This window comes from Maribacter orientalis (genome assembly GCF_900109345.1).
In the GTDB taxonomy this organism is placed as follows: Bacteria; Bacteroidota; Bacteroidia; order Flavobacteriales; family Flavobacteriaceae; genus Maribacter; species Maribacter orientalis.
The window spans coordinates 642,332-660,669 of the sequence record NZ_FNZN01000001.1 but is presented as its reverse complement, the minus strand read 5'-3'; the positions used below and the strand labels follow the sequence as shown (position 1 = coordinate 660,669).

At 32.3% G+C, this 18,338-nt stretch carries 15 protein-coding genes and 1 other RNA gene; 10 read left to right on the top strand and 6 right to left on the bottom strand.

Annotation, left to right across the window (positions count from 1 at the left end):
• The first annotated feature begins 7 nt into the window (after positions 1 to 7).
• On the top strand, positions 8 to 1,126 hold the full coding sequence (leuB, locus tag BMY56_RS02895; RefSeq protein ID WP_091619594.1) for a 3-isopropylmalate dehydrogenase: 1,119 nt from the start codon (positions 8 to 10) through the stop codon (positions 1,124 to 1,126).
• Between the two features lie 5 nt (positions 1,127 to 1,131).
• On the opposite strand, the gene BMY56_RS02890 is transcribed toward leuB, so the two are convergent.
• Positions 1,132 to 2,364, bottom strand: a complete 1,233-nt coding sequence (locus BMY56_RS02890; protein ID WP_394332491.1) for a peroxiredoxin family protein — start codon at positions 2,362 to 2,364, stop codon at positions 1,132 to 1,134.
• Positions 2,365 to 2,484: 120 nt separating this feature from the next.
• On the opposite strand from BMY56_RS02890, the gene pheT reads away from it, so the two are divergent.
• A complete protein-coding gene (gene pheT, locus BMY56_RS02885) occupies positions 2,485 to 4,914 on the top strand; it encodes a phenylalanine--tRNA ligase subunit beta (protein ID WP_091619587.1) in 2,430 nt (809 codons plus the stop codon).
• Here pheT and BMY56_RS02880 read toward each other — a convergent pair whose 3' ends face one another.
• Positions 4,915 to 5,487: a fasciclin domain-containing protein gene (locus BMY56_RS02880; protein ID WP_091619583.1), complete on the bottom strand. Its 573-nt coding sequence runs from the start codon at positions 5,485 to 5,487 to the stop codon at positions 4,915 to 4,917.
• Between the two features lie 205 nt (positions 5,488 to 5,692).
• Here BMY56_RS02880 and BMY56_RS02875 point away from each other — a divergent pair, with 205 nt between their 5' ends.
• Positions 5,693 to 6,415 carry a hypothetical protein gene (locus tag BMY56_RS02875; protein ID WP_091619581.1) on the top strand — a complete coding sequence of 241 codons (723 nt, stop codon included), beginning with the start codon at positions 5,693 to 5,695 and terminating at the stop codon, positions 6,413 to 6,415.
• Positions 6,416 to 6,429: 14 nt separating this feature from the next.
• Here the strand turns inward: BMY56_RS02875 and BMY56_RS02870 are convergent, their stop codons facing one another.
• Together BMY56_RS02870 and BMY56_RS02865 are read right to left on the bottom strand one after the other, a co-directional pair.
• A complete protein-coding gene (locus tag BMY56_RS02870; protein ID WP_091619578.1) occupies positions 6,430 to 7,554 on the bottom strand; it encodes a hypothetical protein in 1,125 nt (374 codons plus the stop codon).
• Positions 7,555 to 7,580: 26 nt separating this feature from the next.
• Entirely contained in the window at positions 7,581 to 9,209 is a 1,629-nt protein-coding gene (locus tag BMY56_RS02865) for an ABC-F family ATP-binding cassette domain-containing protein (protein ID WP_091619575.1), read from the bottom strand.
• 179 nt (positions 9,210 to 9,388) lie between these two features.
• Here BMY56_RS02865 and BMY56_RS02860 point away from each other — a divergent pair, with 179 nt between their 5' ends.
• Positions 9,389 to 10,771, top strand: a complete 1,383-nt coding sequence (locus BMY56_RS02860; RefSeq protein ID WP_091619572.1) for a transaldolase — start codon at positions 9,389 to 9,391, stop codon at positions 10,769 to 10,771.
• Between the two features lie 36 nt (positions 10,772 to 10,807).
• Here BMY56_RS02860 and BMY56_RS02855 read toward each other — a convergent pair whose 3' ends face one another.
• Both BMY56_RS02855 and ffs read right to left on the bottom strand, forming a co-directional pair.
• A complete protein-coding gene (locus BMY56_RS02855) occupies positions 10,808 to 11,614 on the bottom strand; it encodes an SDR family oxidoreductase (RefSeq protein WP_091619570.1) in 807 nt (268 codons plus the stop codon).
• A gap of 90 nt (positions 11,615 to 11,704) precedes the next feature.
• An RNA gene (ffs, locus tag BMY56_RS02850) (signal recognition particle sRNA small type) lies at positions 11,705 to 11,803 on the bottom strand.
• 133 nt (positions 11,804 to 11,936) lie between these two features.
• On the opposite strand from ffs, the gene BMY56_RS02845 reads away from it, so the two are divergent.
• From BMY56_RS02845 to BMY56_RS02825, 6 genes are all read left to right on the top strand, one after another.
• Positions 11,937 to 12,992 carry a glutaminyl-peptide cyclotransferase gene (locus BMY56_RS02845; RefSeq protein ID WP_091619567.1) on the top strand — a complete coding sequence of 352 codons (1,056 nt, stop codon included), beginning with the start codon at positions 11,937 to 11,939 and terminating at the stop codon, positions 12,990 to 12,992.
• Between the two features lies 1 nt (position 12,993).
• Entirely contained in the window at positions 12,994 to 13,383 is a 390-nt protein-coding gene (locus tag BMY56_RS02840) for an acyl-CoA thioesterase (RefSeq protein WP_091619564.1), read from the top strand.
• A 25-nt stretch (positions 13,384 to 13,408) separates the two neighbouring features.
• Positions 13,409 to 14,941 carry a hypothetical protein gene (locus BMY56_RS02835; RefSeq protein ID WP_091619562.1) on the top strand — a complete coding sequence of 511 codons (1,533 nt, stop codon included), beginning with the start codon at positions 13,409 to 13,411 and terminating at the stop codon, positions 14,939 to 14,941.
• Between the two features lie 147 nt (positions 14,942 to 15,088).
• Positions 15,089 to 15,820 carry a LytR/AlgR family response regulator transcription factor gene (locus tag BMY56_RS02830; RefSeq protein WP_091619559.1) on the top strand — a complete coding sequence of 244 codons (732 nt, stop codon included), beginning with the start codon at positions 15,089 to 15,091 and terminating at the stop codon, positions 15,818 to 15,820.
• A 138-nt stretch (positions 15,821 to 15,958) separates the two neighbouring features.
• On the top strand, positions 15,959 to 16,126 hold the full coding sequence (locus BMY56_RS18565; RefSeq protein ID WP_177170909.1) for a hypothetical protein: 168 nt from the start codon (positions 15,959 to 15,961) through the stop codon (positions 16,124 to 16,126).
• A 92-nt stretch (positions 16,127 to 16,218) separates the two neighbouring features.
• Positions 16,219 to 18,309: a tetratricopeptide repeat-containing sensor histidine kinase gene (locus BMY56_RS02825; protein ID WP_091619557.1), complete on the top strand. Its 2,091-nt coding sequence runs from the start codon at positions 16,219 to 16,221 to the stop codon at positions 18,307 to 18,309.
• The last annotated feature ends 29 nt before the right edge of the window (positions 18,310 to 18,338 follow it).

Sequence of the window (18,338 nt, the reverse complement as noted above, 5' to 3'; positions counted from 1 at the left end):
TTAAATTATGCATTTAAACATTGCTATATTAGAAGGAGACGGAATCGGACCAGAAGTCGTTGCACAATCAATTAAGTGCCTACGCTCTGTAGAGGAAACCTTTGGTCATAGCTTTACCTTTAAAAAAGGCTTAATTGGTGCTTCAGCTATAAAAAAAACTGGAAATCCTCTTCCTAAAGAAACATTAGATCTTTGCAAAAAAACGGACGCAACACTATTTGGTGCTTTAGGACTACCAGAATTTGATGACAACCCAAAAGCTAAGGTTTGGCCTGAACAAGGATTATTAAGATTACGGAAAGAGCTAGGCCTGTTTGCAAATATTAGACCCGTAAAAGTATTTCCATCATTAGTAAAGCAATCTCCTTTACCCAAAGCTAATGTTCAAAACACAGATTTGGTGATTTTTAGAGAATTGTCAGGTGGTATTTATTATGGTGATAAATCTATTAGTGAAGACCAAAGCTCCGCTACAGATACATGTACTTATACGGAAGCAGAAATAAGTAGAATTACTCACTTGGCTTTTAAATCGGCCCGTTCTAGAAAGAAGAAGGTTACTCTGGTCGATAAGGCGAATGTTCTTGAAACATCACGCCTATGGAGACGTGTTGTACGTTCTATTTCTGAGAGTTATCCAGATGTTGAATTAGATTGTCTTTTCATAGATAATGCAGCCGTACAAATGATTTTAAATCCTTCGCAATTCGATGTTATTTTAACAGACAATATGTTCGGTGATATTCTGTCTGATCAAGGCAGTGTAATCGCAGGATCTATTGGATTACTCCCATCTGCTTCGGTAGGATTAGAACATGCAATGTTTGAACCTATACATGGTTCTTATCCAGATGCAAAAGGGAAAAACATTGCAAACCCTGTTGCTTCAATATTAAGTATGGCAATGCTATTGCAACATTTTAAAATGAATGAAGAATCTGATGCAGTTGTAGCCGCAGTCTTAAAATCATTCTCCAAAAAAATTGTTACTCCAGATATTTTAGGAAGTTCTAAGTATGGAACTAATTATGTTGGTGATTTTATCGCAGATAACATTATGGAATTAGATGGTGCCTTTACTATGAATGATGAAAATATTGGATTAGGAAAGTCAACAATTATTTAAAATTTCTATTTTTCATTTAATAGTTCAGTAACTATTTGGTTAAAATCTTTTCTAAACTCAATAAATTTATCTCCTGTTGCCGGTCCATTAAATCCGGTATGAATTTTTCTCACCGCGCCTTTTTTATCAATAAATATTGTGGTAGGAAATGATAAAACATGGTTCAACATCGGTAGTTTTTGCTGTGCTTCAACTTTATCTACTGAACCAAATTGGGCTAATAAGATTGGATATGAAAGTCCTATCCTGTCCTTTAAACGCTCAATACCTTTAAATGCCTTTTCCTCTGTTTTTGCAGATTCGAATGCCAAACCAATGACTTTTAGGTTTTCATTTTTATTCAGATAGTTCACTAAAAATTTACTTTCATCTAAACAATTAGGACACCAAGTACCCATTAACTGCACAATGACTACTTTTTCATAATATTCTTCATCATTAAGCGAAATCATTTTTCCATTAAAATCTGGGAATGTAAAGGCTAGCTTATCGTAACCCTCATTTATAAAAGTTAATGAATCGGGATCGGGTAATTCATAACCATCATTTCTGGTCGATACAAATGGTTCTTTAAAATGATTGCCCGAATAAAAAATTCCTGTCATGCTAGAATCTGTAACTTTTGCTGTGAATAAAAAAGCATGGGCACCATCGAATGCAGATAATTTTAATGAATCACCATCCATAAGACCCTCTAAATAGCGGTAGTCACCTGTAGTTGTTCTAAATGTTCCCGTTACCCGGTTATCCTCTTGAAGAAAAATTCCTTTACCTATATATTCTTCATCAGAATCAGGACTAAAATAGGTCTCCCATATACCTGATACATCTTTGTCGGTATTTTTATTTTCAGAATCAAATCTATCTTCAATTCCAAATATTGCTTTAAAAGGAACAATTCTATCCAAGCTTTCCTTTATGAACTGCCCTTTTATTTCTTTATCAGTAAACGTACCTGCTAAATACCCTTCAAATACTGGTGTTTGTATGACAATAGAATCTCCATTAATGACTATTTCATCAACCTCTATAACTTCTTCTGCATTTATTATTTGCATGGTATATAAACCATTTTTCTCTTTATTAACCCGAAGTTTAAAGGGTAAAACTTGATGATCCATCACATCGAGTTCAACGCGCCAAACACCTTCATTTAAATTATGTTTTTTATTTTTTTCTTTACAGGAAACAAAAAGCATAAAAATCATAAGCACTGTAATACCTAATCTCATATTCATTCAGAATTTAACTTTCAATAAACGATTTAAATACTACAATTAAAAATTTAAATAAAGACTTCGTAGCTTATTGAATGTATACGGGCATTGTTTTATCTTTGCGCCCTATAAAAGATTTGAATGAAAATATCATATAACTGGTTAAAACAGTTCATACAAATAGATTGGGATTCCCAAAAAACAGGTGAACTATTAACTGATTTAGGATTAGAAGTAGAAGGTGTTGAAAAATTTGAATCTGTAAAAGGCGGATTGAAAGGTATTGTTGTTGGTCATGTTTTAAGTTGTGAAAAACATACCAATGCCGATAAATTGAATGTTACCACAGTAGATATAGGTTCTGGTACTCCACTTCAAATTGTTTGTGGAGCTAAAAACGTTGCTGCAGGTCAAAAAGTTCCTGTCGCCACAATAGGTACCACACTTTATACGGCAGAAGGCGAAGCCTGGAAGATTAAAAAAGGTAAAATTCGAGGTGAAGAAAGCCATGGTATGATTTGCGCCGAAGATGAAATTGGTCTAGGAACAAGCCATGATGGCATTATGGTTTTAGACAACGATTTAGTTGCTGGTACGCCTTGTGCAGAGATTTTTGATATTGAAGAGGATGAAGTTTTTGAAATAGGACTTACCCCTAACCGAGCAGATGCCATGAGTCATTTTGGTGTGGCAAGAGATTTAAAAGCCGGGCTAAAACAAAAAGAAATTTCAAAGGAGTTGATAACACCCTCAACAAGTCATTTTAATATCAATGACCGTTCGTTGAAAATAGATGTAGACGTTAAAAATACTGCGTTGGCACCCCGTTATTGTGGTGTTACGCTAAGTAATTTAATAGTACAACCCTCTCCTACTTGGCTTAAGAATAGACTAAAAGCAATTGGTATAACTCCAAAGAACAATGTTGTTGATGCCACTAATTATGTGTTACACGAATTAGGCCAACCTTTGCATGCCTTCGATGCAGCTAAAATAAAAGGAAATAAAATTATTGTTCAAACCTTACCAAAAGGAACCAAATTTGTAACTCTAGATGGTGTTGAAAGAACATTACATGAAGATGATTTAATGATTTGTGATGCCGAAAAACCCATGTGTTTAGCAGGAATATTTGGCGGACTTGGCTCAGGAGTGACAGAGGAGACAACTTCTATATTTTTAGAAAGTGCTTATTTCAATCCAGTTTCTATAAGGAAATCAGCTAAAAGACATGCCTTAAATACCGATGCCTCTTTTAGGTTTGAACGTGGCATCGATATTGAAAATGTTGAGTATAGCCTAAAACGTGCTGCTTTATTGATTAAAGAGATTGCTGGTGGTGAAATTACTTCAGATGTTATTGACCTTTATCCAAATAAAACCTCAAATTTTGAAGTGTTTCTAGGTTTTGAGAAGATAAATAAGCTAATAGGTCAAGAGATTCCTCAAGATACTATTAAATCGATATTGGCGTCACTTGATATTAAAGTTAAAAATGTAACAGAAGCAGGTATGGGTCTTGAAGTGCCTTCTTATCGTGTTGATGTGCAAAGACAAGTTGATGTTATAGAAGAAATTTTGCGAGTTTATGGGTATAACAATATAGCCTTTAGTGAAAAATTAAATGCTTCTGTATCTACAACTGCAGCTACTGAAGACCATAAAATTCAATCAACTATTGGTAATGTTTTGGCAGCGAAAGGTTATTATGAAATTTTAACCAATAGCCTTACGAATCCTGATTATGATAAACTTTTAGGGTCTGAAGAAGACGAGAATAAATCAATTGAAATCATAAATCCCTTAAGTGGAGATTTATCTGTATTACGTAGAGCTTCATTGTTTTCTGCTTTAGAATCAGCCAGTTATAATATAAATAGAAAAAGAGCGAATCTTAAATTATTTGAATTCGGAAAAACATATCATGTAAAAGATGGTAAAAGAATTGAACCAAAATACTTAAGTATTTTATTATCAGGTGATTCTATTCAAGATAGCTGGACGAATAAAGCGGTAGCGACTAATTTCTTCGAATTAAAATCAATAGTGAAAACTATTTTAATTCGATTAGGTCTAGAAAACATAAAAAGCGAACCTTCTTCTTCTACTCTATTTTCAGAAGGTTTGAGCTTTACATATCAAAAAAACAACTTGGTTTCATTCGGATTGATTAAAAAATCAATCCTGAAAAAATTCGATATAAAACAAGATATTTTATATGCTGATTTCAATTGGGATGTAATTTTGAAACAACTAAAGAACGCTCCAATCCTTTTCAAGGAAATTCCGAAATACCCTGAAGTAAAAAGGGATTTTGCATTATTGTTAGACGAAAAATCTACTTATCGAGAACTCTACGAATTAGCCTATAGCGCGGAACGTAAGTTTTTAAAGGATATGACTCTTTTTGATGTATATGAAGGTAAAAATTTGCCTGAAGGCAAAAAATCATATGCTGTTAGTTTCACCTTACAAGATGATAATAGCACGTTGACCGAAAAGCAAATAGAAAAGATAATGTCTAAATTACAAACGACGTACGAAACTCATCTAGGCGCTAAACTGCGATAATTAAAACATTGTAACAGGCATAAAAACAGTATCAATTTCATGGATTACACCGTTAGATTGGTTCGAATCTGCCGTAACAATAACCGCATGATTTCCAGATTTATCGGTTAATACGATATCTATACCGTTCATGGTAGCTGTTATCTTCTCCCCTTGAATGGTAGTAAATTTAGCAATACCATTACCTCGACACATTGCCTTCAAAATGTTCGAGGCAGATAATTTACCAGCTATAATATGGTATGAAAGCATAGACCTTAAAGCTTTCTTATTCATTGGATCATATAGCTTGTCTATAGTTACTTGTGAAAGTTTCTCAAATGCAAGATTGGAAGGTGCAAATACTGTAAATTCACCATTATAAGCCAACACCTTATCTAAGTTGGTTGCTTTCAAAACACTCATTAAAATTGAATGACTTTCAAAAGATGCTGTTCTTTCTATTATTGATTTTTCTGATGTAGAAAATTGTGAAACAGTATTTTTTATCTGGGTTACTTTATTATCCTGTGCATAAGATAAAAACCCTAATAAAAGGATACACAAGGACACGAGGGTTGTCCATTTTTTCATATAGTTAATTCTAAAGCGGAAAAATTCTAAAATGTCGTTAAACGGTTCGATTTCATCGTCAAGATACAATTTGAAGCAATATACAGCTATACCAGATTAGTTAATAAAGCAATTTTAACATTTTATTAACTTTTAATTAAGTTAAACAAGATTTAATCAAATTTTATAAATAGTTAACTTTGAGAGTATTGCTAAAAAAGGAAACATGTTGCTACCTAAAACTAATATTGAAAAAAAACTATCTAAGGCGAAATTATCTAGCGCTATTTCAGAAAAAGATAGACTTAAAGAGGTATATACCATATTATCAAACTTAGATAAAGAACTTGAACGAATTTCAGAAAATATTACCACAAGTAACGGTACACCAAGCAATAACTTTAATATTGATTTATTAGAGAGTTCTAGAATATATCATTTAGACGACATTAAGAAAATTTGTATCGATTATCGCTTACGTTTTTTAGACTCTAAATATTTTAAAGGAGATATACCAGCCGAGGCATTATCAAAAATTAAAACCTTAGAAAAAGAACACGATTTAAAAATGAAAGGTTTTAAAATAATTGCACCTTCTAAACTTTTTAAATTAGAGGATAAAGATGACCCATTACTTTTTGCACCAATTGGTAATGGATATCACTACCTAATCCATCAATGGGGAAATGACCTGCATCCACTAAGAAAAATGCTCATGTGGCCATTTAAAGGTATGGTAAACTTATGTGCCTTAATCTTATTACTTAGTTTTTTGGTTACACTTTTAATTCCCGATGGACTCTTCTCTAAATCAAATTCTACAACAGAGTTCTGGATTATAAATTTCTTTATGTTCAAGTGTATTGCTTCGGTAGTAATATTTTATGGCTTTGCGCTAGGTAAGAATTTCAATCCTGCTATTTGGAACAGTAAGTATTTCAATAGTTAAACAACTAAATTCTTTCAATTCACAAAAATAGTCTGTGGAATCCCATCTAAATCAATATTGTCTATAATATTGAAATCTGGGTCAGGTGTTATTCTTAGGATTCCTCCTTTGTCCACTTCGCCTTTTTTTTGATAACCAATGAGCATATAATTATTCTGCTCATCGTAACCAATAGAGGTTGCAGTAGCAATTTTATATTTAACACTCATATCAGATTCGGTTATAAAATTTTCAAATAAATAAACAATCGTATTATTTGTTTCAAAATTATAAATAGCCGGTACCATATTTATATCAGAGTTTGGCATAGACTTTTGATAATACATTTTACCACTAGAATCTAGAAATACATCGTTAGTGGTTGTAAAATCAGGCTCAGTATTGTCACCATAAGTAGTATAGGTTTTTTCTAAAGAAATTGGATCTAAAGTAGTATGCAATTCTTGGTAGCTAATTATTACTTGTTCAGAACTGTTCTTAAAAAGCTTCATAGCGTTATATCCTAAATCTAACTCAATAATTTGTTGATTCGTAATTATATCGAACACCGAAAGATGATACTCATCTGTAACATATTCATTTAAGGTTAAAACAAATAATCTGTTTGAAGAGGTGATTAAGTCCACTGGTTTTTTATCTAATGTGATCTCTATATAATTATCTGTGTTGGCACTTAAAGAAATTATCCTCACCACGTTTTGTTTATCTTTTCCCTCAAGCTCTCTTTCGTATGCTATAAAGACTAACTCGGCTGTGTGTGTAATTGCAGTAACTTCTATGGAGCAAGGGTCTAAATCTTTAAAAATTTCTTTTGAAATAGCGGTATTACTCATAGCATTATATAACTGTATGCTAGCCTCACAATTGTTTTTAAAATAAAAACTAATTTCGTTTGAATTTCGAAATTTCAAATAATTGGAAGGTATATCGATGAAAGATGCAACTGAATTTTTGATAACTAATTCATCATCCGAAGTACCAAGAACTACAGCGTTCAATTTATTGCTACTACTTAAAAATACGGTATAATTTGTAGGTACTTCAATCGCAATTTCTTCAGAGCTTTCTTCTGTAGATTTTTCGCATGCCACGAAACTTAGGGCCATAATAAAAAAGGCCGCAATATTGTAGGTTTTCATAAAACATCGATTTGGGTTAATCTATTCTATGCTTTTTCAGCGTACATCTTATTACGCTGGTCTTTTAATGCCTTGTCAGACATATACTCATCAAACGTTGAATACCTGTCAATGTTGCCTTTAGGAGTTAATTCTATGATTCTATTTGCCACTGTTTGTGCAAACTCATGATCATGTGTTGTTAGCATTACTGTTCCCTTAAAATTCTTAAGAGAATTATTAAATGCGGTAATACTTTCTAAGTCTAAATGGTTTGTTGGTTCATCTAACATTAATACGTTAGCACGTATTAACATCATTCTACTTAACATACAGCGAACTTTTTCACCTCCTGAAAGTACGGTACACTTTTTAAGTGCCTCTTCGCCACTAAATAGCATTTTACCTAAAAATCCTCTTATGTAAACCTCTTCACGCTCTTCTTCTGTTTTCGCATATTGACGCAACCAGTCTACCAAGTTGATATTATCTGTAAAGAAATCAGCGTTATCTGCAGGCAAATAAGATTGTGTTGTGGTTACACCCCATTGAAAAGTACCCTTATCAGCCTTTCTATTTCCGTTGATAATTTCATAGAAAGCCGAAGTCGCCCTAGAATCTCTAGAAATCATAGCGATTTTATCTCCTTTAGCTAAATTGATATTAACATTATCAAAAAGAACCTCGCCATCATCAGTTGAAGCTGATAGTCCTTCTACATTTAATATTTGATCACCTGCTTCACGGTCCCTATCAAAAATTATTGCAGGATACCTACGGCTAGATGGTTTAATATCATCAACTTTTAATTTAGAAAGCATTTTTTTACGAGATGTCGCTTGCTTACTTTTTGCAACGTTAGCGCTAAAACGTGCAATAAATTCTTGTAGCTCCTTAGCTTTTTCTTCTGACTTTTTATTCTGTTGGGCACGTTGACGGGCAGCTAACTGGCTACTTTCATACCAAAATGTATAGTTACCTGAATACAGGTTCAACTTACCAAAATCAATATCGCCTATATCAGTACAAACGGTATCTAAAAAGTGACGGTCATGACTTACAACAATTACAGTATTCTCGTAATCTGCTAAAAAGTTCTCTAACCAACTAATTGTTTCGTAATCCAAATCGTTGGTAGGCTCATCCATAATCAAAACATCAGGATTACCGAATAACGCTTGAGCTAGTAGCACACGTACCTTTAATTTAGAATCAACTTCAGACATAAGTGTAAAATGCAAGTCCGCATTAATACCAAGATTAGAAAGCAAGGCTGCAGCACTACTATCTGCATTCCAACCATTCATTTCTTCGAATTTTACCTGCAACTCCCCTATTCTATCAGCATTTTTGTCATCATAATCTGCATAAAGGGCGTCTATTTCCTTTTTAATTTCATAAAGAGGCTTGTTCCCCATAACTACTGTTTCTAGCACAGTAAAGGAATCTGCCGAATTATGATTCTGCTCCAATATGGACATTCTTTTACCAGGTTCTAAATGAACATGACCAGAAGTTGGGTCTATTTGACCAGCAAGTATTTTCAAGAATGTAGATTTACCAGCACCATTGGCACCAATAATACCATAACAATTGCCTTGCGTGAAAGCAACATTCACTTCATCGAATAAAACTCTTTTTCCAAATTGAACAGATAAATTAGATACAGATAACATAGTAACAAAATTTTAAAAATCCGTGCAAAAATACTGAATTTATAAGCTCCTACTACCTTGTTTACCATCAATTTCACACAATGATTTTTAAGACTGTTCTAAATAACATTTAACTAGCTATTAACAACAACTGGAGAGTAGGTTTGCTATTTTTGAAAGGTATCAGTGCATCATATTATATGACAAGAATTCTACTCTCAACATTCATAATACTTTTATTAGGTTGTTCGACAGCTAAAAAAGATTCCGATACGGTGCTCTTTGCTGGTGAAATTGTTAACCCTACGAGCACTCAAGTCATCTTAATGAAAGGCAGACAAAAAATTGATTCTGCACAAATAGATGAAAATAATCGTTTCAAATTCAATTTACATTATTTAGAAAATGGACTTTACCACTTTAATTTATCTCCCGAATACCAATATGTTTATTTAGAAAAGGGTGATAGCTTAATGGTAAGACTTAATACCAGTTATTTCGATGAATCATTAGTTTTTTCTGGAAGTAATGAGGAAATCAATAATTTTCTATTAGAATTATTTCTTGCAGCCGAAGAAGAAGATTTAGCTATGTATGCTGAAAATTATGAATTAGAGCCCAATGATTTTTTAGATAAAATAAAATCTCTTAGAGATGACAAGCTTAATCGGCTTAATGAATTAAAGGTAGAAACCACAATGTCTGATGGTGGTTATGAATTACTTAAAGGAAGTATTGACTATACCTATAACCGATACAAGGAGATATATCCTTTTCAGCATAAGAGAAAAACTACCGAAGAAAATTTACACGATTTACCTAAAGATTTTTATTCTTACAGAAAAAATCTTGATTTTGACAATCAAAATTTAACATATCTAAGACCCTATTATGATTTTATGAAGGCCCATTTTGGGAATCTATCATACATGTCTTGTATGAATGAATGTATAGATGGAAATTCAGGTGCAGGCAAGCAACTACATTTTAATAAGCACAAATTACATTTAATTGATAGTTTGGTTGTCGACAAAGAGTTGAGGGATAATTTATTTAGAAATGTTGCCTTCGATTATCTACTTAAAAGAAAAGACGCATCAGAAAACACAGAAATTTTCTTAAAAGAATTTAAGAATGTATCTAAAAATAATATGCATATTGAAGAAATTGAGAACCTTTATCAAGGCATTCTAAATCTTCAACCTTCTAAAATGTTACCGAACTTAACTGTAGTATCATTTGATAATGAAAACAAAACATTAAACGAAATTGCAATAGGCAAAAAAGTGATGTTCTACTTTTGGTCGGGATCTAACAAAAAGCAATATCAAGAAATTTTTAAAAGGATAGCTGAATTAAAAGAGAAAAAACCAGATTACGAATTAATCGGTATTAATATTAAGACCGATCATAATGATTGGAAAGTAATATTAAAAACCCTTCAGGTCGACACTTCCCTGCAGTATCAAAGCAATAATTTTAAAGAACTAACGGAGAAACTTGTCTTATACCCTTTGAATAAAGCGATAATTACCGATAATGCTATGATCGTAGATGGTTTTTCTAATATCTATTATAATTAGTAGGATAAAATTAACTCTTCTTTAAAAGTAGATTCATTAAGAACTGTGGTTTTCTAACATCTTCTCGAACCAAAGACCTGGCAGTATATTTTTTAGTGTTAACGAAAATTTTTGAATAAAAGAACCAACCTGATAGTGAGGTTTTGGGTTTTTAGTTTCAATAATCTTAGCTATTTTTTTACCCACTTCTCTAGGATCTCCTCCACTATCAACATCAGAATCAATAGCATCTAGCGTATTTTTGTACATTTTCTTGTAAGGAGAATTCTCATAAACAGGAGTGTGATATCTACGAGACGCAATATTGGTCGCAAAATCACCTGGTGCTAACGTAGTGAATTTTATCCCAAAAGATTTGGTTTCCATCCTATAACTCTCTGTTACTAATTCAAGGGCAGCTTTCGAAGCTGAATATATTCCTCTATAAGGTAATCCCATATAACCCGCTATAGAAGTTATATTAATTATTAACCCGTCTTTCTGCTTTCGCATAATAGGTAGCACTTCGTTTATTACACATAAAGGTCCATTAAAATTGGTTGCGAATGCTTTAAGCACCTCTTCATGTGGTGTTTCTTCCATAGGCCCCGTAATGCCAATACCTGCATTGTTCACTAGAACATCTATCCGAGATTCTTTTTCGAGTAAAGCTGCAATACAAGATTTTATAGTCTCTATATTACGAACATCCATTTCTAAAAGTGGGAAATCTAAAAATGAAGGATATTTCAATGTACTACGCGTAGTACCGTAAACTTTATACCCTTTTTCTTTAAGATGTAAGCCTATTGCTTTTCCAATACCCGAAGACCCACCTGTAATTAGAACTACTTTTGTTTTCATTTTATAGAAAAATAAGCGATGCTAAACTATACATTGAACTGGTTATGAATATGTTACCTTAATTTGGATAATCTCAATTTAAGGCACAAAAAAAGGCAAGCTACCTACATCGCACCGCTACGACCGTATACCCTTGCTGCGTTCCCGCCCTGGGGGATTCTACAGGAGCTGGTCGTGTAGGACTTGCCAGATGCAAATATACAATCTTTTAAATCTTTCCCAATCCTTTTACTTTCTAATTTTTATGAATTAAATTGCCTGTCAAGAACGACGAATACTTCTTGTTCATAATCACTACATAAACTTAAATACCCTTTTCTTAATGAGAATAGTTAAATTAATTTGTATTGTTCTAATTCCCAGCATTTTCATAGCTTGCGGTAGCGGAAACCAAAAAGCTTCTTCCCTCTTTGAAATCAATTTAGCTGAAAATGCAAAAAAGGTAAATCAAAATAATGAAGTTGGTATTAAAATCAATAATAAAAAGCAAAAAGAGATTGAAAGTGTAATTTATAGCATTGATGGTATAGAAATTCCGCTAAATAATAATAAACTACTCATTAACGTGCCAACATTGGGCAATAAAGTTTTAACTGCTAAAATTACTTTCGAAGGAGAAACAGTTGAAATCAACAAGAACTTAAAGGTTTTATCAGAGAAAGCTCCAGAAATATATACCTACACGATTATTAATGAATACCCTCATGATACCGCAGCTTATACACAAGGTTTAGAATTTCATAATGATACCTTATATGAAAGTACCGGGAAAAATGGACAATCCTTTTTAAGAAAATTAAACTATAAAACTGGGGAAGTATACAAACAGATAGATTTGGACAAAAGCTATTTTGGCGAAGGTATTACCATTCTCAACAATAAAATATACCAGCTTACTTGGAAAAGCGGATTGGGTTTTATCTACGACTTAAATACATTTAAAAAGCTAGATAATTTTCAATATGGCAAAAGTCGTGAAGGATGGGGCTTAACTAATGACGGTAAAAAAATATTTAAAAGTGATGGTACTGAAAAAATATGGTTTTTAAATCCAGATACGATGACGGAAGAAGGTTACATAGAAACCGTTACTAACTCTTCTGTATTTAATTCAGCAAATGAACTTGAATATGTGGAGGGAAAATTATATGCCAATGTATACCAAAAGCCCAGTGTAATGATAATTGACATTAAAACTGGGGCAATTGAAGGTGTTATTAATTTTAGCGGATTAAGTGATTTAATTACTAAAACAGCAAATTGGGATAAGTTAAATTACGTGTTGAACGGAATTGCCTACCATAAGGAGCGTCAGACATTCTTTGTTACTGGAAAGTTTTGGAATAAAATGTTTGAAGTGCAAATCCGGAAAAAATAGAATGAACCAATTTAAAAAAGAAATTATAGTTTCTGCTGACGATCTTGATGATTTAAACCATGTAAATAATGTGCGTTATGTACAATGGATTCAAGATATATCCAAAGAACATTGGCAAGCGAAAGCATCTTTAAAAATGCAAGAGGAAGTAATTTGGGTTGTTCTTTGTCATCATATAGAATATAAATATGCAGCAGTTTTAAACGACCCGATTACGATTAGCACTTTTATTGAGTCAAGCTCTGGGGCAAAATCTGTTAGAGTTGTTGAAATGCATCATGCTAGTACAAAAAAACTATTAGTGCGCTCAAGTACCGAATGGTGTCTTTTAAATAGCGAAAGCTTTAGACCTGTTCGAATACCAGAAGAAATCAAAGAAATATTTCTTTAATCGATTTTATTAAAACAACGTATACGTGCGAAATCGAATACTAATCGCCTTTTCCATTCTCCTCTGTATTTTATGGAGTACTTCTTGTAGAAAAAATTTTGAATACGCACCTAGCGATGGTAATCTGTCTTTTTCAAAAGACACGGTTTATCTAGATACTGTTTTCTCTTCAATAGGTAGTAGCACTTATACCCTCAAGGTATTTAATGATACAAAAGATGATATCATCATTCCCAATATATCGCTTAAGAATGGCCAAGAAAGTTTTTATAGATTAAATGTTGATGGTGTTGCTGGTAAAGAATTTAATGACATTCCAATTTATGCCCAGGATAGCTTATATATTTTAATAGAAACAACCATAAATATCAGTGATGATACCGTGAAAGAATTGCTTTATACCGATGCTATTCAATTTGATAAGGAACCATTTCAGCAATCGGTAGAGTTGGTTACGCTGGCTAAAGATGCTATTTTTCTTTACCAAAAAGGTAATTCGGAAGTAGAAACTGAAGCCATTAATCTATATACAGATGATGCAGGAAACCTTATAACTATATCTGGTTTTGAACTTATGGATGAAGAGCTAAACTTGACCAATAGTAAACCTTATGTCATATACGGTTACGCAATTATACCTGATACGAAAGAATTGAAAATTGATGCAGGAACACGAATTTATTTTCATAAAAATTCAGGTTTATTAGTTCAAAATGGCGCTAAATTAATAGTGAATGGTACACTAAGTGAAGATAATATGGCATTAGAAGGAGAAGTTATTTTTGAAGGAGACCGACTTGAACCTGAATTTGCAGAAATCCCTGGTCAATGGGGAGGTTTATGGATTAGCGACGGCAGCTCAAACAATTCCATTAACCATCTAACCATTAAAAATGCAGAAATAGGTTTATTTGTTGAAGGGCTTTCAAATGACACTGAAACTACTTTAAATCTTGCAAATAGCAAGATTTATAACAATACCAGATATAATTTATGGGCAAAAAATACCAAATTAGAAGCAACAAATATAGTCCTAGGCAATGCAGGTAGTTCATCCTTATTGATAGAAAATGGAGGTAATTATACTTTTATACACTCAACGATCGCTAACTACTGGAATAAAGGATTTAGGTATGCTACTGCATTAGAAATAAAGAATGACAGTCAAGAAATTGGTTTTGACCTTGTTAAAGCTGACTTCAAGAATTGTATTATTGATGGTAACCGCCAAAATGAGATAAGCTTAATATCAGATAATCAGAATAGTTTCAATTTTAATTTTTTAAACTGTTTTATCAAATACACCCAAAACGATTTGTCTTCACCGATGAACAATCTATATAATTTTACAAATCCAGAATTATATTCAGACATCATACTGAAAGGCGAATTAGACTATTTTCTAACAACAAAAAATGATTTTAGAATTGGTTTAGACTCAGATATTATCAATAAGGGAGATTTAGCTGCTGCTAATTATAGCCCTCTGGATATCCTAGGAACACAAAGAATACCTGCCCCAGATTTAGGTGCTTTTCAAGCTATTGAAAAAGAATAATGGCAATATAGTGATATAAATTGAGAGAATTTTCTCTCACAAGCCCTATAAACAGGCATTTTAATAAAGAGTCCTCCATTTTTATAAGGACATTCTTGGTGAGAGTTGTTTGGTCTATATCTAATTTCGTATTAGACACTATATCTTTTGAATTATACGTACACCATAATTGATTCTGATGCAGTTTCAAATTTGCAGTTACATGCTTTTTTGGATGAGTATGGTGACTTTGAATGTATAAACACGACGACCAACCCTTCTGATGGATTAAACGATATTTTGAAATACACTCCAGATATTGTTTTCATAAATCTTAATAATGACTATTCTTCCATTTTTTTAATGGTGATGGAGATTCATCAATATACGAACCAACTTCCTATATTAATTGGCATAGCTTCTACTAAAGATTATGCCTATGATGCCATTAAAAATGGTTTTTTTGATTATTGGCTTCAGCCTTATAATGAATTCGATATACGTAAGTCTTTATTAAAGCTTAAAAAAAGGGTGCCAAAAGAAAAAGCACCGGTTACGCTATGCTTAAAATCTTACAACGACTTCCAATATCTGAATACCAATGATATTCTTTACTTGAAGGCTGACAATAATACCACCGAATTTTTTATGAAAGATGGTACAATTACGAATGCCTTTAAAACGTTAAAGACCTTTGAGAATGCACTGCCTAATAATTTTATGCGCATACACCAGAGTTATATTGTAAATACTACGTATGTCTCTAGAATAAATTTTGGGAAATCGATATGCGCTTTAAAAATGGTAAATGAACATATACCATTTTCAAAAACCTACCGAGAAAACATGGATAATCTTAAAAACATCCTCTCAAAGAATACACTTTCTTCACAAAATTAAAGAATTCTCTCACAATCGGTTCATATACTAGCAGAACTAGGTCACTTACTTAAAGTAAATCAATTTACTTTAACTACTCGCGTATCGGTATTACTTTGGCAGTATAATTAATCAAAAACCCCCTTAAACACAGAGAACATGAAAAAAGTAACAAGTATTTTAGCAGTAGCAGTAATGGCATTAGGAATGGCAACGTACGTTGTAGAAAACACTGCAAGTGAGTTTGATTTCATGAATGATATCTCTAAAGCATTAGCCTGTGATGATTGTTCATACCCAACTGACCCAAGAGGTAAAACTGCCTAGATTAAAATATTACTATATAAAAAGCCTTCAACATATTTGTTAAAGGCTTTTTTTATACCTTGGTTTTTTATAAAGTTTAAAAAAATCAGTTTTTGATTAAAAGATATTTCACCTTATTAATACTAGTACACTTATTTAGTAGTTGTTCTGAGACGAATACTAAACAATTAGCAATATTAAAAAATACGGCCAAAAACGATAGTATTCTTATATGGATTGAAGAGATTAAAAATCCCAAATCTAGTGAACTTCAAAAAACAACGATTTTAAAAAAGGCCTATCAATATGCACTGAATGCTAATTCAGATTCTTTAAAATCAAAATATTTTTCCACGCTTTCAGAAAATTTATATTTAACGGGAGACAGTACCTTATTTCGAAAAATCAATAAACTAGCTATCTCCCTTAACCAAAAACAAAACGACTCCTTATCGATAGGAAATCGATATTGGGATTTAGCACTTTTTTTTAATAAATATTTTGTAAAGGATAGTGCCTACTATTCCTATTCAGAAGCACAAAAAGTTTTTGAAAATAGCAAGGAGATACAACTTTCTGGCAGAATGTACTTGTCAATGGCTAATATACAGGCACAAATTAAGGATTACGTCGGTAGTGAGAGCACCATAACTAGGGCAATTGAACGTTTTAAGTCAATAAATGATAATAACTATCTATATAAGAGTTATAATGCTCTTGGTATCTCTTTAGGTGGTTTGGGTGACACTGAAAAATCTCAAGCCTATTACAATGAGGCGTTATATTATTTAAAACAAGAAACTTTTGACAAAGAACAAGAAGCAACAATTATAAATAACATTGGAGTTATCTTTAGAAATAATAAGCAATATAAAAAAGCAATAGAAAATTTTAGAGTTGTTCTAAAAACAGACAGTATAGAAATAAAAAATCCAGATCTTTATGCCAAAGCATTAAGCAACTTGGCATCCAGTAAATTATATGATAGAGATACTTTAGGTGTAAGAAAGTTATTATTAGAAGCTATTAAGTTAAAAAGTAGTATGAATAATACCAGCAGCTTAGCAGGATCTTATTTTAATTATGCGGAATACAAAGCCTTTGCACATGATACGTTAGCCGCTATTACCAATGCAAAAATTGCCGAGGAGTTATCATTAAAGAGTGATAATAATGAACGTTTATTAGAAGTTTGGCCTTTTTTAGCAATAGTAGAGAAAAAAAATGCGCCTAACTACTTTCAAAAATATATTCAACTAGACGACAGTCTTCAAAAAGAAGAGCGAAAAATACAAAATAAATTTGCCCGTATTCGTTTTGAAACTGATGAATTCATTGCTGAGAATGTAGAGCTAGAGACTGAAAAAGAAGTTTTATCCAAACAAAAACAAATTTGGATAGGTATTGCAGTTGGTTTCTTTTTACTTGGGCTATCAGTTTATATCATTATTAATCAACGCGCTAAAAACCAAAAACTTCGTTTCGACCAACAACAACAAGCCAATAATCAAGAAATTTTCAATTTAATGTTGATGCAAAAACAGAAAGTTGATGAGGTAAAACGTTTAGAACAGAAAAGAATATCAGAAGAACTACACGACGGTGTTTTGGGTAAAATGTTAGGCGCGCGTATGGTTTTGACCGGTCTAAATAAAAGAGCTACCGAAGAAGCCATTCAAGAGAAGTCAAAGGCTCTTGGTTCTTTACAAGAAATAGAACACGAAATACGCTCCATTTCGCATGAGCTAAGCCACAGTGCATATCAAAAAATCAACAATTTCACTGATTCAATCGAATCATTACTATCTGGTGGGAACAAAAATATTAAAACCATATTTAATTATAATGAAGATGAAAGCTGGGATAGTTTAGAGGGTACTATCAAAATTAATGTGTATCGTATTATTCAAGAAACATTTCAAAATGCCATAAAACACGCGAATTGTACTATTTTCGAGATAACATTCTATAGAACTGATGATGTATTTAATGTAATCATGAATGATAATGGGCGTGGTTTTAATATAAATAAAGGTAAAAAAGGAATTGGTATAAGAAATATTACCTCTAGAATAAATAAACTAAATGGTACGTATAACGTAGATTCAGTTGAAGGCAAAGGCACTACCATTTCACTACAAATACCAGTTAATAAGAATTTGAATAATACTACTGATAATAATACTCAATATAAAAACGTTTAGTAAATTACAATAGAATCTAAATCTAGTAT

Bases quoted from the DNA above. Each gene is read 5' to 3' on its own strand.
- BMY56_RS02845 (WP_091619567.1), top strand. From the start codon at position 11,937: ATGAGAATAGTTAAATTAATTTGTATTGTTCTAATTCCCAGCATTTTC.
- leuB (WP_091619594.1), top strand. From the start codon at position 8: ATGCATTTAAACATTGCTATATTAGAAGGAGACGGAATCGGACCAGAA.
- BMY56_RS02865 (WP_091619575.1), bottom strand. From the start codon at position 9,209: ATGTTATCTGTATCTAATTTATCTGTTCAATTTGGAAAAAGAGTTTTA.
- BMY56_RS02840 (WP_091619564.1), top strand. From the start codon at position 12,994: ATGAACCAATTTAAAAAAGAAATTATAGTTTCTGCTGACGATCTTGAT.
- BMY56_RS02870 (WP_091619578.1), bottom strand. From the start codon at position 7,554: ATGAAAACCTACAATATTGCGGCCTTTTTTATTATGGCCCTAAGTTTC.
- BMY56_RS02875 (WP_091619581.1), top strand. From the start codon at position 5,693: ATGTTGCTACCTAAAACTAATATTGAAAAAAAACTATCTAAGGCGAAA.
- BMY56_RS02860 (WP_091619572.1), top strand. From the start codon at position 9,389: ATGACAAGAATTCTACTCTCAACATTCATAATACTTTTATTAGGTTGT.
- BMY56_RS02855 (WP_091619570.1), bottom strand. From the start codon at position 11,614: ATGAAAACAAAAGTAGTTCTAATTACAGGTGGGTCTTCGGGTATTGGA.
- BMY56_RS02890 (WP_394332491.1), bottom strand. From the start codon at position 2,364: ATGAATATGAGATTAGGTATTACAGTGCTTATGATTTTTATGCTTTTT.
- BMY56_RS18565 (WP_177170909.1), top strand. From the start codon at position 15,959: ATGAAAAAAGTAACAAGTATTTTAGCAGTAGCAGTAATGGCATTAGGA.
- pheT (WP_091619587.1), top strand. From the start codon at position 2,485: ATGAAAATATCATATAACTGGTTAAAACAGTTCATACAAATAGATTGG.
- BMY56_RS02880 (WP_091619583.1), bottom strand. From the start codon at position 5,487: ATGAAAAAATGGACAACCCTCGTGTCCTTGTGTATCCTTTTATTAGGG.